The organism is Brevundimonas sp. NPDC092305 (assembly GCF_044755415.1).
Taxonomy (GTDB): Bacteria; Pseudomonadota; Alphaproteobacteria; order Caulobacterales; family Caulobacteraceae; genus Brevundimonas.
Window position 1 is genome coordinate 282,414 of sequence record NZ_JBIVQY010000002.1, and the last position, 14,589, is coordinate 297,002.

Here is a 14,589-nt window from a genome sequence, read left to right on the forward strand (position 1 = left end):
GCGGAGGGTTCAGCGAAGCCGGATGGTCTGGGCGACAGCGCCGTTCACCGCGACGTGGGCGCGGTCCCAGCTGGCGGGCCCCATGTTGCCGACGGCATTATTGGTGAAGGCGAAGGGTTCGGTCGGCATGCCGAACGGGTTCTTGTCCATCGCCCCGTCGCCATCGACATCGTGGAAGGTTTTGGCGGCGTACGCGCCGGCGGGCAGATCCGCGAAAACGGCGTCATGCTGTCCGGCGGCGATGTCGACCTGGGCGGTGCGCACCGGCTGGCCGCCCTGATACGCAGTCTCTGAATCGTACAGGGCGACCATGACGGCGCCCGTCTGCGCAGCGGTGTCGAAGGTCAGGGTCAGGCTCGACCCGGCCGGGTCGGCGAGGGCCGGAGCGGCGGTCAGCGTCAGGGCGGCGGCGAGAGCGGCGAAGCGGATCATGGCGGTCATCCTCGGGAAGGAAGCCCGACGACCGGGCCTCCGATGCCCTGACCCTGGCCGTCGCCGGCGCCGTCCGCCACGCCGTCTTCACGGGCGACCGCCGCCCGTTCGCGAATGGCCTCGTCCGTCCGTTCACGAAGCGCGAACGAACAGTCAGCCTTCGATCGTCTTGTCGATCTTGCGCCTGAGCAGCCGGTCGGCCAGCGCCTCGGCGTGCTTCTGGGTGAAGGCCAGCGCCGCCGGATTGCCCCGCCGGGGGCCGACCGTATCGGCCACCACCGCGCCGCGTTCGCCGATCGGAACAGGCTCGCCGGTCGTGGTGTCCATCGCGGTCTGGTGCTCGACTTCGGCGTTCAGCTCAGCGCCCATCAGAACGATCTGCACCGTCAGCCAGGTCCACAGCAGGAAGCCCATCATGGCCGCCAGCGGTCCATACGACGCCGTCCGCACGAAGGTCTGCAGATACCAGCTGAACAGCAGGGACAGCCCGAGGCTCAGCAGCGCCGCGAAGATCGCTCCCGGGGTCAGCCACCGCCAACGGGCTTTCTGCCGACAGGGGGCGACGCGATAAACGAGCGTCAGCACCACCATATAGACCAGCAGCAGGACCGGCCACCGGAGCGGGGCCAGATACTCCCACTCTTCCGCAAGACCGAGGACGCCCAGCACCACCGGAACGCCCACCACCATCGCAGCCGAGATCAGCACGGCGATTATGCCCGCCAGCGTGATCCCCATGCAGAGAAGGTTGTACCGTACGATGTTTCGGCGCTCGACCTCATGGTAGGCGACGTTGATGCCGTAAAACAGAACCTTGACCGCGCCGCTCGCCGTCCACAGCGACAGGGCGAGTGTCCAGACGAGGGTGAAGGTCAGCTCGGTGTTGGAGTTCTCGGCCAGTCTCTGCATCTCGCCGGAGAGAAACTGAGCCACGCCGGCCGGCAGCATCGCGTAGAGAAACGCCACCCGCGCCGCCGCATCGGTCGGATCGGCGAACAGACCATAGATGGTCACGAAGGCCGCCAGCGTCGGGAACAGCGACAGCATGGTGAAGAAGGTCACGCCGCCGGCGATGAAGCCGACCCGGTCGCCGAAATAGGCCGCGCCCATGCGCCAGAAGATATCGACCCAGCCCTTGTGGGGAATATGCTCCGGCCGCTGCGCCAGCCGGCCTCGGCCCGGTTCATCGCGATCGTAGTCCTCGGGCGTCGGCGGACCTTTCACCAGCGGCTCGGGTCGCGGCGCGCGCAGTTCCAGCCCGTATTTGTGCCCGCGCGTGTACAGCAGGTGCGCCGCCCCCGCCCCGCCGGCCAGACCGCCGACCACGGCGATCACCGTCGGCCACAGGCCGGGGCCGCCACGTTTCCTGCCCGTCTTCTGATGCTGCATCCGCGCGTCAACGATCCGGTCGCGGCGACGTTCCGCCGCCCTGACGCTTGAAATCATCCGCGGTCCGGGTCAAGCGGACAGGCATGACCGACACCGCGACCCCGACCCTGCTCACAGCCTGGAAAGCCGCACAGGCCCGGCTGAAGGAAGGGCGTATCGACAGCCCCTCCATCGACGCCCGCCTGCTGCTCGAGGTCGCGGCGGACTGCTCGCGCACCGACATCCTGACCGACCCCTATCGCGTGGTGACCACGGACCAGCAGTCCGTGCTCGACGGCTACGTCGAGCGCCGCCTGCGCCGTGAGCCGGTGTCGCGCATCCTCGGCCGCAAGGGCTTCTGGAAGATCATGCTGAACGTCACCCCCGACGTCCTCAGCCCCCGCCCGGACACCGAGGCCCTGCTCGATGTCGTCCTGCTGCACTTCCCGCCGCATCAGGCGTTCGAGATGATCGATCTGGGCACCGGCTCGGGCGCCATCCTGCTGGCGACGCTGGCCGAACGGTTCGGCGCAAAGGGAGTCGGCACGGATGTATCCTCCGAAGCGCTGGCGGTGGCCAAGGAGAACGCCGCCAACCTCGATCTGGACAGCCGCGCGACCTTCCTGCGCACGGAATGGGCCGCCGGCTTCGCGGACGACAGCTTCGACCTCGTCGTGTCCAATCCGCCCTATATCCCCAGCGACGATATCGACGGTCTGGACCCCGAGGTCCGCGACCACGATCCCCGTCTGGCGCTGGACGGCGGTCCCGACGGCCTGACCGCCTATCGTGAACTGGCCCCCGAGATCCGCCGCATCCTGCGTCCCGAAGGCATCTTCGCTGTCGAGATCGGCTGGGATCAGGGCGCGGCGGTCAAGGCCCTGTTCGAGGCCGCAGGCTTCACCGACGTCATCGTGGTCAAGGACCTGTCCGACCGCGACCGTGTCGTTACCAACGGTCCGGACCCGAGGACCAATCCGATCCCGAAGATGTAAGCCGATCGCCGCCGCGGCGCGGGCGTGGAATAAACGCCCTTGGAAATCCTGTCTGCCCGCGCTACATCCTTTCTGTCTCCCACCCCATCGCACGCCTCGGACCGCTTCAGGTTCAGTCACGCGCGCTCGGGGCCAAGTGAGGGTCGGGCCGGTCGCCCGGCGGACCACGGGGCGACACAGGCATTTCCGAACACATCGTCGGCGGGGAATGGGCCCCGCTTCGCAAGCGGAACGACACGGACGGACCCCGGGCGATCTTCGCCCGGCCGGCCTCCCCAACAAGGCACAAGACGTCCATGAGAGATTTCAAGGGCATGAAGCGTCAGCGCGGGCGCAACCGCAAACAAGGCGGCGCCAGCAACGCGAACGCGACCAACCCGAACCGGTCGTGGGATTCCCAAGGCCCTGAGAACATCAAGGTCCGCGGCAACGCCCAGACCGTCTACGAGCGCTATATGCAGCTGGCCCGTGACGCGAGCGCCTCGGGCGACCGCGTTCTGGCCGAGAACTACACCCAGCACGCCGAGCACTATTTCCGCGTCCTGCGCGCCCTCCAGCCCCAGCGTCCGGTTTCCGAGATCGCCCAGCGCGAACTGGCCGGCCAAGGCTTCGACATCGACTTCGAGGACGAATCCGGCGCCCAGGCCGCCGCCATTCTCGCCGCCGCACAGGCCGAGACCGAGCGCCTCGCCCGCGAGGAGCAGCGTCGACAGGAGCGCGAGCAGAACGGCGGCGAATGGCGTCCCCGCGAAGAGCGCGAGCCTCGCGAGGCCCGGGAACAGCGCGAGCCGCGCGAGCCCCGTGAACCGCGTGAACCCCGCGCCGAAGGCGAAGCCGGCGACGACGGCCAGAACCGCGACGGCAGCCGTCGCGAAAGCCGCCGCGAACGCTGGGAGCGCCGCCGCGACGAACGCGTGCGCCGCATCGAATCCGAACAGAACGGCGATGCTCCGGCGTCTGAAGCCGACGGTGAGGACGCCCCCTCCGAAACCACCGCTCCGGCCGAAACTCCCGCGCCCCGCGCCCGCCGCTCCCGTCGCGACGAGGCGGACGACGCCCCCTCGGCCCTGCCCGGTTTCCTGACCCGCTCCAGCGCCTCCGCTCCCGCCGCGCCGGACGCCCCGCCCGAGGGCGGCGAGACCGAGGCTCCGGCCCCGCGCCGCCGCGCCCCTCGCCGGAAGGCCGAGACGCCGGCCGACGAAGGCTGACCTGAACAACTTTCACGCGTAAATATTCATCGGTTCACAACCTTTTCGCGCTTTGCTTCGTTCGCGAAACGGGGAGGTTGTGATGGCGTTTCTGCTCGTCGTGGCCACGATCAGCCTGTGCGCCGGTCTGGCCGGACTTCGCCTGTCCTTGCGCGCGCGTCAGGAGTCGGTGCGGCTCCGCGCATTGAACAACGCGCTCGAAAGCCGGGTCGCCGAACGCACCGCCGAGCTGCGCCGCGCACTCGATCAGGCCAGCGCCCGCGCCGCCGGCTTCGCCGCACGGCTGGCCAAGCCCATGCACATCGGCCGCATGGGACAGGTGCTCGCCGACACGGTCGCCGCGGCCCGGGCCGCCTCCGCCGCCTGACCCGGGCTTGACGTTGCCGCCCCGGACTGGCCTTTGGGTGGCTCGCGTTTCGGGGAACTGGATGTCGCTTCTGTCCCGCCTGTCGCTCGTCGCCCTCGCGGCCGCCTGCGCCCCGGCCTGCACGACCGCGCCTCCGCCCCCGCAGCCCCCGATCCCGCCGCCGCCCGTAGAGGCGCCGCCTGCGCCGACCGGCTGGCGGGCGCAGGCCGCCCGCGCCGACCTCGACCGCTACGCCCGCCTCGACGCCGCCTGGACGCTGGCGCTGGATCAGGCGCGACGCCTGCGTGGCTCCGGCGACCTGCGCGCCATCGGCGAACTGATCGTGCCTGACGCCCAGCGTCCCGCGGTCGCCCCCCCGCCCGGCGACTATCGCTGCCGCACCGTCAAACTGGGTTCGCGCGACGGCGACGAGGGCCTCGGGTACGTGGTCTACGGCTGGTTCGCCTGCCGCCTCGAGGCCACGCCCCACGGCGGCCTCCGCTTCGTCAAGCGCACCGGCAGCCAGCGCCCCGTCGGCGACCTCTATCCCGAGGACGATCGCCGCATGGTCCTGCTCGGCGCCATGGCCCTGTCCGACGATCCGGTCGCCCCGGCCTACGGCGCCGCCCCTGACCGCGACCTGATCGCCGTGCTGGAGCGGATCGGCGAGCGTCGCTGGCGTCTGGTCATCCCGTGGCCGGCCGCTGAGTCCAACCTCGACCTCATCGAGCTGGTCCCGGCCTGAGCATGTCGGTCCAGCACGTCGCTGTCGTCGGCGCGGGCCCCTCCGGTCTCGCCGCCGCCCTGATGCTGGCCCGTCAGGGCCGGCGCGTCACCCTGTTCGAGCGGTTCGACGAGGCCCGCCCGGTCGGCGCCGGCTTCATGCTCCAGCCCACAGGTCTGGCAGTGCTGGATGACCTCGGACTGACCCCGGCCGTCGCCGCCCTGGGCCAGCCGCTTAACCACATCTTCGGCCGCGAGGCCCGGCGCGGTCGCGTCGTTCTCGACATCCGCTACAGCGACCTGAACCGCCCGCGTCAGGCGCTGGGGGTCCATCGCGCCGCCCTGTTCCATGTCCTGCATCAGGCCTGCGTCGCCGAGGGCGTCGAGATCGTTACCGCGCGCGAAATGGTCGCCGCCGGAGAGGGCCGCCTGACCGACGCTGCGGGCCATGAGACTCCCGCCTTCGATCTGGTCATCGACGCCTCGGGCGCCCGCTCCCGCATCGCCGCCGCGCTCGGCCCCGGCCCGCGTCCGCTTCGCTTCGGCGCCCTGTGGGCCACCGTCCCCTGGCCCGGCGCCCCATTCGACGAGACCGCGCTGGAACAGGTCTATCGCGCGGCCGACAAGATGGTCGGCGTCCTGCCCGTCGGCGCTCGCCCCGGCTCGCCCGACCGTCTGGCCACCTTCTTCTGGAGCCTGAAGGCCGACGATCACCCGGCATGGCTCGACGCCGGCCTCGACGCCTGGAAGGGCGAGGCGCTCAGCCTCTGGCCCGAGATAGAGCCCGCGCTGGATGCCCTCACCGATCCGGACCAGCTGACCCTCGCCAGCTACGGCCACCACACCCTGATCCGCCCGGTCGCCGACCGGCTGGCGGTCATCGGCGACGCCGCCCACTCGACCAGTCCGCAGCTCGGTCAGGGCGTAAACATGGGCCTGCTCGACGCCCATGCCCTGACCGAGGCCCTCGCGACCCACGCCGACCTCGGCGATGCGCTCGCCGCCTACGCCCGCGTTCGCCGCTGGCATCTGCGCCTGTATCAGGCGCTCAGCTTCGGCTTCACCCCCTTCTATCAGGCTGACGGTCGCTTCCTGCCCTGGGTGCGAGACCACATTCTCGGCAAGGTCGCGCGTCTGCCTTTTGCGCCGCGCCTGCTGGCCGCCACCGTCTCGGGCCTGCTGCTTGATCCGCGCCGGCGCTGAACCGTCCCGGCCGCCAGCCGTTGAACGGCTCAGCCAGACCGGAGTTCTCATGCGTCCCCTGATCGCCGCCGCCTCGCTCATCGCCCTGCTCGCAGCCTGTGGAGAGCGAGACCCCGCCCCGGCCGCCGATCCTGCGGCCACGCCTCCCGCTGCTGAAACACCAGCGCCCGCCCCCGCATCCGGGACATCTTCCAGCGCCCCCGCGCCGGGCGAACAGGGCGGGACCTCTGACTGGCGTCAGGTCGCCAGCGCCGCCGACATCTCCAGTCTCGGCCGTCTCGATCAGGCCTGGCGCCTCGCCCGCGCGGAAGCCGAGGACAAGGGTTTCGCCTCCGAGGTCGAGGCGCTCGGTCCGCTTGTCGATCCCAACGCCGGCCAGCCCGGCCGCCTTCAGCCCGCGCCCGGAACCTACAGGTGCCGCACGGTCAAACTCGGCACGAAGGCGGAGTCCGGTCTCGCCTACGTCGCCTATCCGCCGTTCCGCTGCACCGTCGAACTGACTCCCGGCGGCGATCTGGTCCTGACCAAGACCACCGGCTCGCAACGCACCCGGGGCCTGCTCTATCCGGACACGGACAGTCGCCTCATCTTCATCGGCGCGCAGGCCTGGGGCATGGACGAGACCGGCTTCCCGACCTACGGCCAGCAGCCCGAGCGCGATCAGGTCGGCGTCTTCGAACGCATCGGCGCCGACCGCTGGCGGCTGGTCATCCCCTTCCCACGTGTGGAGTCCAAGCTCGAAATTCTCGAACTGACCCGCTGATCCATCTGAAGTATTGTATATTACCGATTGGCTTCCGAACGTTAAAGTTCGAACAGAATCATCATATAGACTTGCGTATTTTGCCCTTTTGCTTGAGCAAAACCTAGGTCAATGTGGATTTTTTGATGCATATCGGAACTTTCGCCGCTGCAACGCTGCTCTGCGTTCTCTTGGCGACGCCCAGCGCCCGCGCTGATTACCCAAGAGCATTGACACAGAAGGATACGAACGCTCGGCCGCCGATAGCGGGTCTGGTGATCACCCATACCCGATTTAATCTTGAAAACGGCCTGACTGTCATTGTCCACGAGGATCACAGGGCGCCGATCGTTGCGGTGGCGGTATGGTACAATGTGGGTTCTAAGGACGAGCCTCCGGGGGCGACTGGCTTCGCCCACCTGTTCGAACACCTGATGTTCAGCGGGTCGGAGAATTCGCCGATGAAGTACGCCGAGGCCATGGCGCCTACGGGGGCTACCGGCGTGGACGGCACCACGAGATTTGATCGTACGAGCTATTTCGAAACTGTTCCGACTCCAGCGCTCGAAAGGGCGCTGTTTCTGGAGAGCGACCGGATGGGCTATCTGCTGGGTCAGGTCGGGCAGGACGCGCTCGATCTGCAGCGCGGTGTCGTCCAGAACGAGAAGCGCCAGAACGACAACCAGCCGTTCGGCCTGACCGACTACGCCACCCTCGCCGCCCTGTTTCCCGATGGCCACCCGTATCGGCATTCACCAATGGGTTCGATGGCCGATCTGGACGCCGCGGACCTCGAAACGGTGCGCAACTGGTTCCGCGAGAACTATGGTCCGAACAATTCGGTGCTGGTGCTGGCGGGCGATATCGACGAAGCGACAGCCCGCACGCTCGCGAACCGGTACTTCGGAGCCATTCCCCGAGGTCCTGACAATAGGCCCGCCGAAGCCGACATCCCGACCTTGCCCGCGCCGATCGAGGAGGTGCTTCGGGATCGTGTCGGCCAGACCCGTGTCAGCCGGAGCTGGGCGGTGCCGGGCATGCTTCATCCGGATTCCGTTCCCCTCGCTGTCGGCGCATCGATCCTGAGCGGCCTGTCGAGCTCGCGTCTGCACACCGCCTTGGTTCGGGAAGACCAGATCGCATCCAGCGTGACCAACGGCCATTCCGCCTTCCACCGTGTCGGCGTGTTCAACATCTCGGCGAATGTGAAGCCAGGCGAGGACGCCCGCGCCGTAGGCGCACGCATGGACGCCGTTCTGGAAGACCTCATCGCCAACGGCCCGACACAGGACGAAATCGACCGCGCCGTCACCCAATATGTGACAGGCCGACTCTCGAGACTGGAACAGGCCAGCGGCAAGGCCGCCATTCTCGCCGAAGGTCAGGTTATGGCGGGAGATCCAGGCTTTTATCAAAGAGAACTGGAAATCTATGCGGCGTTGACGCCGGCGCGGGTTCAGGCGGCGCTGCGCAAGTGGCTGACTCGGCCGGCCTACATCCAGATCGTCGAGCCCGGTGAGCGCGCTCCGTACGTGGATGTCGCGACCGGAGCTCCCGGCGCCGAGCCTGCGTCGGTCGCTTCGGTCCAGCGGGTCGTGCGCGACGCGCCCCCGGCCATCGGGCCTTTTTCACGGGTCGATTTTCCGACCGTCGGACGCACGCATCTGTCGAACGGAATCGAGGTCGTCTACGCCCGCTCGACCGCTATACCCATGACCAGGTTGGCATTGGAGTTCGACGCCGGATACGCCGCTGACCGGGTCGACAGACTGGGCGCCCATGGTCTGATGCTGGATGCGCTGAAGGAGGGTTCCACGACGCGGGACTCGATCGCCCTCGCGTCCGCTCAGGAACGACTCGGGATCTCGATGACGTTCAGCGCGTCCATGGATCGCACGACGGCCAGCCTGTCGGCGGTGACGACCAACCTCGATCCCTCGCTGACCCTGCTGTCGGACGTGGTGCGCAATCCGGCCTTCGCCCAGCCGGAGCTGGATCGCCTGAAAGCCCAGCGTCTGGCGGCGCTGGCCAATGAGAAGACCCAGCCGAACGCCATCGCCGCCCGCGCCCTGCCGCCGCTGATCTATGGCTCCAACAGCCCCTATGGCCGCCCATTCTCGGGCACCGGGACCGAGCCGGTGATCACGGCCCTGACCCGCGACGACATGGTGGGCGAGCACGCGGCGTGGATCCGTCCGGACAACGCCAAGCTGTTCGTGGTCTCGGACCTTCCGCTGGCCGAACTGACGCCGAAGCTGGAGGCCGCCTTCGGCGACTGGCGCGCGCCGTCGGCCGCGAAGGGGACGAAGGACTTCACCGCCGCCGTGCCGGACACCACCGCGCGCATCGTCCTGATCGACCGGCCGCAGTCGCCGCAGTCGCTGATCTACGCCGGCGAGGTGCTGCCGGTGTCGGGGACCGACGACAATCTGGGCCTGACCACGGCCAACGTCGTGCTGGGCACCGACTTCCTGTCGCGCATCAACGCCGACCTGCGCGAGACCAAGGGCTGGTCCTACGGCGTGCGCGGCGCCGTCAGCACGCTGGAGCACCGCTCGCCCTACATCATCAGCGCGCCGGTTCAGGCCAACCGCACCGGCGAGTCGATCGCCGCCCTGCTGGCCCAGTACAACCGCTTCCTCGGCGCGGAAGGCGTCACGGCGGCGGAACGGGAACGCACGGTGCTGGGCGAGACCCGGGCGCTGGCCGGCAGCTACGAGACCTCGGGCCAGATCCTCGGCGGCCTACGGTCCAACGACCTGTACGGCCGTCCGGACGACTATCAGGAAAATCTGGCCGGCCGGATCAACGCCCTGACCGCCGAACAGCTGGACGCCGCCGCCCGCGCCAACATCAACCCCAACCGCTTCGTCTGGGTGATCGTAGGCGACGCCTCGGTGGTCCGCCCGCAGCTGGAATCCCTCGGCCTGCCCATCGAGGTCCAGCCCGCGCCCTGATCAGGCACGCCATCGACAGCCGGCCCCGGGAAACCGGGGTCGGCGCCTGTCATCTAGGTCAGCCCGGCCTGCGCCCGAGCGATCCGCTCGATGAGTTGCAGCGGCAGCTTGTCCTTGTAGGGCAGCTGCACTGTGTCGCTCTTCGCCCGGTACGGCCCGACCTCGGCCTCGAGCGCCGCGTCGCCGCGATAGATGGGATACAGGCCGATGTGGGTCTTCCACGCCCCGAGATAGAGGAAGTTGCGCCCGTCGCGTCGGAAGGCGGCGATGCCGTAGCTGATCTTTTCCTCCGCATCCGGAACGGCCTTTCGGATCGCCTCCCGCACCGCCGTCGCCGCGGTCCGCGCCGGCTCGGGCTGTGCGGCGATATAGGCATCGACGGTCCCGGGCTTGCTCATGGTCAGGCCTTCGTCAGTCTCAGGTCCTGATAGTCGTAGCTGAAGTCCGCATCCGGGCTGACCGCCTTGACCGTCGCGCTTGCCGGTCGGCCGTTCTCCAGAGCGAAGGTCACGAACGCATCCTCCTCACGCTTGTCGGGGAAGCGGGTGCGCAGGGTTTCGCCGTCATAGGGCTCCAGCGGCCCCTTCAACGCGGGCGTCCGGCTGAAGGTCAGCCACAGGCCGCCGTTGCGTTCCGAGATGACGATGTCGCCGTACCAAGGGTCGCGCCACGTGCCGGCATAGGCCGACAGCGGCAGCGACGGCTTCGCGCCCGCCGCCTGTTTGGCGTCGATCTCCGCCGCGGCGGCGATGGACTTGTCGATCCCCTCGCGCTCCAGCCGCTTCGAATCGGCGATCCAGTCGAAGGCCGGCCCCATGCGGCTCGCGCCCATGATCACATCGGCGATGCCCGAGCGCAGGGCCCGGAGCAGGAAGCTCTCTTCCGCATTGGTGAAATAGCTGAACCCGACCTTGCGGCCCGGCAGCAGAACCGTGCCCGAGATGCCGCCCGGCGATCCGCCGCCGTGGGTGATCATCCGCTCGCCGCGATAGTCCATCACCTGCCAGCCGGTCGCATAGGTCGCGGTCACAGCGCGCCCCGGCATGTCTGGCGTCGGGCCGCCCGAGTTGGAGACGATGACGTTCGGCCGCCACATCTCACGACCCTGCGCCTCGGAGAACAGCCGCGAACCGTCCGGCAGAACGCCGCCCGACAGCTGCACCGCCATCCACCTGGACCAATCCACGGCGTTGGTCAGGAAGCCGCCGGCGGCCGCCGCCGAGGTCCAGTTCCAGACCTCCTGAACCGAGTCCGCGATCCGCGTCATCGACCCCTGATAGCGCAGGGGCGGTCCGACCCGGCCGTGCGGCAGGGCGCATTTGGACGGATCGGCGTCCTTCATCACCACAAGGGTGTCAGTCATGCCCAGACGATCGACGATCCGGGTCTGGACGAACTGCTCCCACGGCATGCCGCTGGCCGCCGCCACGACCTCGCCGGCCGCCACGAACATCAGATTGCAGTAGTGGTAGCGCTGCCGGAACAGGTCCTCGATCGGCACATTCGGGATCGCCGCCATGATCTCGGCGCGGGTCCGGTCGCTGTTGGGCCAGAACAACAGGTCGCCGGCGCCGAGGCCGAAGCCGATCCGGTGGCTGACCAGATCGCGCACCGTGACCAGATCATTCAGCTCGGGCTTCGACAGGGTGAAGCCGGGCAGATAGGTCCGCACCGGCTCGTCCCATTTCACCTTCCCCTCGTCGACCAGGATGGCCAGCGCGGCACAGGTGATCGCCTTGGTGTTCGAGGCGATGGCGAACAGGGTCCGCTCGTCCGCGGGCTCCGGCCGGTCCATGGCCTTCTTGCCATAGCCGCGGGTCAGCACCGCCTTGCCGTCGCGCACGACCGCCACAGACACCGCCGGCTGATCCGGCCACGCCTGCAGGCACTGCTTCACATAGGCGTCGATCGCGGCTGCCAGCGCTGCGTCGTCTCCCGCCGCCTCCTGCGCCCACGCGCCGAAGGGAACCACGACGCCCGTTGCGGCGACGGACGAGGCCAGCGCGGCGCGGCGGGTCAGGCGGATGGACATGAAGCGGCTCCTGAAAACTCGGGCAAAACCTAGCTCGCAGGATCGGTCGACGCCAGAGCCTGTCCCGCCCTCAGGCCGGCCGGAGAACGCCGATAAGCGAACATGAAGGGTATGTAATGTTTCAGTAATTGCCCATTTCAGCCGTCATTATGACGGCGATTTAACTGTCAAGCACCCTTTACCTTCGCATATAACGCCGATCTCACCGCGTTGGTGACGGGGGCTATCATGACGACTTTCAAACTCTGGCTGCTGACCGGCGCCGCTCTGGCCGCCACGTCGGGGAGCGCGTTCGCCCAGACGGCGCCGACGACTCCGCCGCCCGCGCAAACCCCCGCCCAAACCCCGCCCGCTGCGACGCCCGCCCCGGCCCAGACCCCCGCGCCCGAGCCCGAGGACGACGAGCCGACCAAGGTCGAGGACGTGGTCGTCAACGCACGCCAGAGTGATGTCCGCACCTCGATCGACTCAGTCAGCTACAGCCTCGCCGACGACCTGCAGGCCGCGACCGGTTCGCTGGCCGAGGCCCTGCGCAACGTGCCTTCGGTCGAGGTCGATCCCGACGGCAACGTCAGCCTGCGCGGCGACGCCAATGTCACCATCCTCGTCGACGGCCGACCCTCGACCCAGTTCAACGGCCCCAGCCGCGGCCCGATGGTGCTGCAGATTCCGGCGAACCAGTACGCCCGCATCGAGGTCATGACCAACCCGTCGGCGGCCTACAGCCCCGAGGGCTCGGGCGGCGTCATCAACCTGATCTCCAAGCCGAACACGGTCCGCGCCGGCGCCACGACCACCGGCTCCATCCGCGCCAATGTCGGCGACAATGGCCGCTGGAACATCGGCGGCAACATCGCCCACGTGATGGGCAAGACCACGCTGTCGGCCGATATCGGCATCCGTCACGACACCTTCGTTCAGGAGGTCGAACGCCTGCGCACGCGGCTGGATTCGGGCTCCGGCCAGTTCCTTGAGGCGCGCCAGAACCAGACCGTCTCGGGCGATTCCGACACCGTCTTCGTGCGTCTGGCGGCCGAGCATAACCTCGACGACAAGACCCAGCTGTCGGGCGACATCCGCCACACCGACATCGACAACCTCGCCGACGCCATCGACCTGTACGAAGCCGACGCCGTGGGCGGCGGTCTGGCCTCGGCCTACACCCGCAACTCGTTCGGCGGGTTCCAGGGCCAGTTCTCGGGCGCCTCGGCGCGCGTCCTGCGTCGCTTCGACGACCAGGGTCACGAGTGGTCCAACGAGCTCCGCTACGATCGCAACAACTTCACCTTCGGCTTCGACACGGCGGTCAACCAGACCATCCCCGCCACGCCGACCTTCTTCGAGGACGTCGAGCTCCGGAACCGTCAGAACCAGATCGGCTACACCAGCGCCTATGTCCGGCCCTTCGCCGACGGCGGCCGCCTGCGCGCGGGGTATGAGCTGCAGGCGGTCAGCCTTGAGCTCGACAACGCCGTCGCCCGTGGGCCGACGCCCGGCGGCCTGATCCCCGACCCGATCGTGTCCAACGAATTCCACTTCGATCAGCAGGTCCACGCCCTCTACGCGACCTACGAAAAGCCGTTCAGCGAGAAGCTGTCGGCCCAGTTCGGCCTGCGTCTGGAACAGGCCAATCTCGATCTCGATCAGGTCACGACCAACATCCAGTCGTCCAACGACTACTTCCGCGCCTATCCGACGATACATCTGGCCTACACCCTGGCCGAGGGCGAGAGCGTGCGCGGCAGCTACAGCCGGCGTATCGCACGGCCGCAGCCGCAGCAGCTGAACCCCTTCCTCAGCTATCAGGACCCGCTGAACTACCGCTCGGGCAATCCGGATCTGCTGCCACAGGAAACGGATTCGTTCGAGGTCATGTACCAGAAGCGGGCGGGCCAGAACTTCTACCAAGCCACCCTCTACTACCGCGACACGAAGGATGCGTTCACCGAGGTGACCACCGATCTCGGGACCGGCATCTTCCTGACGCGGCCGGAGAACCTCGGCTCCAGCCGCTCGACCGGGCTCGAACTGGTGGCCAACGGCGCCCTGCACCCGACCCTGCGCTACAGCGCCAGCGTCAACGCCTATCGTCAGGAGATCGACGCGGCCGGCATTCCCGGCGCGGTGGATCGCAGCGGCGACGGCGTGGGCGGCCGCCTGACGCTGAACTGGTCTCCGACGCAGGAGGACTTCGTGCAGTTGTCCGGCATCTGGGCCGGCGACCAGCTGCAGGCGCAGGGCGTGCGGGAACAGACCACGCTGCTGAACTTCGGCTACCGTCGGAAGATCAACAAGGACTGGTCGTTCAACGTCACCGCCCGCGATTTGCTGGACGAGTACGGCGCCGTCAGCACCATCGAGACGCCGACCTTCACCGACCGCACCAGCATCACCTTCGGCGGCCGCGCCGTCTATGTCGGCTTCACCTGGAACTTCGGCACGGGCCAGCGCCGTCCGGAGCAGTTCGACTTCTCGGCGCCCACGACCGGCAGCTGACGCATCCGTCCGGCCCTTGTGTGACGCAGGGGCCGGGCCCACCTGAAGTGCAACCGGGACCGCGTCGCTCGCAGTGAGGACGGGGTT

12 protein-coding genes are annotated in these 14,589 nt (G+C 68.4%); 8 read left to right on the forward strand and 4 right to left on the reverse strand.

Annotation, left to right across the window (positions count from 1 at the left end):
• Positions 1 to 9: 9 nt before the first annotated feature.
• Both ACIQC9_RS11935 and ACIQC9_RS11940 read right to left on the reverse strand, forming a co-directional pair.
• Positions 10 to 432, reverse strand: a complete 423-nt coding sequence (locus tag ACIQC9_RS11935) for a DUF2141 domain-containing protein (RefSeq protein ID WP_400616091.1) — start codon at positions 430 to 432, stop codon at positions 10 to 12.
• A gap of 153 nt (positions 433 to 585) precedes the next feature.
• Positions 586 to 1,821: a YihY/virulence factor BrkB family protein gene (locus ACIQC9_RS11940; protein WP_400616093.1), complete on the reverse strand. Its 1,236-nt coding sequence runs from the start codon at positions 1,819 to 1,821 to the stop codon at positions 586 to 588.
• 83 nt (positions 1,822 to 1,904) lie between these two features.
• Between ACIQC9_RS11940 and prmC the strand changes: the two genes are divergently transcribed.
• The 7 genes from prmC to ACIQC9_RS11975 all read left to right on the forward strand — a co-directional run bounded on the left by prmC (position 1,905) and on the right by ACIQC9_RS11975 (position 9,974).
• Complete coding sequence (gene prmC / locus ACIQC9_RS11945; RefSeq protein WP_400616095.1) at positions 1,905 to 2,795, forward strand: peptide chain release factor N(5)-glutamine methyltransferase; 891 nt, start codon at positions 1,905 to 1,907, stop codon at positions 2,793 to 2,795.
• 296 nt (positions 2,796 to 3,091) lie between these two features.
• Positions 3,092 to 4,003, forward strand: coding sequence for a DUF4167 domain-containing protein (locus ACIQC9_RS11950; RefSeq protein ID WP_400616098.1), 912 nt, complete (start codon positions 3,092 to 3,094; stop codon positions 4,001 to 4,003).
• 82 nt (positions 4,004 to 4,085) lie between these two features.
• Positions 4,086 to 4,370: a hypothetical protein gene (locus tag ACIQC9_RS11955; protein WP_400616100.1), complete on the forward strand. Its 285-nt coding sequence runs from the start codon at positions 4,086 to 4,088 to the stop codon at positions 4,368 to 4,370.
• A 61-nt stretch (positions 4,371 to 4,431) separates the two neighbouring features.
• Positions 4,432 to 5,094: a DUF4893 domain-containing protein gene (locus ACIQC9_RS11960; protein WP_400616102.1), complete on the forward strand. Its 663-nt coding sequence runs from the start codon at positions 4,432 to 4,434 to the stop codon at positions 5,092 to 5,094.
• 2 nt (positions 5,095 to 5,096) lie between these two features.
• Positions 5,097 to 6,275 (forward strand): FAD-dependent oxidoreductase, encoded by a 1,179-nt coding sequence (locus ACIQC9_RS11965; RefSeq protein ID WP_400616104.1) that lies wholly within the window; start codon positions 5,097 to 5,099, stop codon positions 6,273 to 6,275.
• Between the two features lie 49 nt (positions 6,276 to 6,324).
• Positions 6,325 to 7,038 carry a DUF4893 domain-containing protein gene (locus ACIQC9_RS11970; protein ID WP_400616106.1) on the forward strand — a complete coding sequence of 238 codons (714 nt, stop codon included), beginning with the start codon at positions 6,325 to 6,327 and terminating at the stop codon, positions 7,036 to 7,038.
• A 254-nt stretch (positions 7,039 to 7,292) separates the two neighbouring features.
• Positions 7,293 to 9,974: a M16 family metallopeptidase gene (locus tag ACIQC9_RS11975; RefSeq protein WP_400616108.1), complete on the forward strand. Its 2,682-nt coding sequence runs from the start codon at positions 7,293 to 7,295 to the stop codon at positions 9,972 to 9,974.
• A 53-nt stretch (positions 9,975 to 10,027) separates the two neighbouring features.
• Here ACIQC9_RS11975 and ACIQC9_RS11980 read toward each other — a convergent pair whose 3' ends face one another.
• Together ACIQC9_RS11980 and ACIQC9_RS11985 are read right to left on the reverse strand one after the other, a co-directional pair.
• Complete coding sequence (locus tag ACIQC9_RS11980; RefSeq protein ID WP_400616110.1) at positions 10,028 to 10,372, reverse strand: iron chaperone; 345 nt, start codon at positions 10,370 to 10,372, stop codon at positions 10,028 to 10,030.
• 2 nt (positions 10,373 to 10,374) lie between these two features.
• Positions 10,375 to 12,006, reverse strand: a complete 1,632-nt coding sequence (locus tag ACIQC9_RS11985) for a serine hydrolase (RefSeq protein ID WP_400616113.1) — start codon at positions 12,004 to 12,006, stop codon at positions 10,375 to 10,377.
• Positions 12,007 to 12,234: 228 nt separating this feature from the next.
• Between ACIQC9_RS11985 and ACIQC9_RS11990 the strand changes: the two genes are divergently transcribed.
• Positions 12,235 to 14,502, forward strand: a complete 2,268-nt coding sequence (locus ACIQC9_RS11990) for a TonB-dependent receptor domain-containing protein (RefSeq protein ID WP_400616116.1) — start codon at positions 12,235 to 12,237, stop codon at positions 14,500 to 14,502.
• Positions 14,503 to 14,589 lie beyond the last annotated feature (87 nt).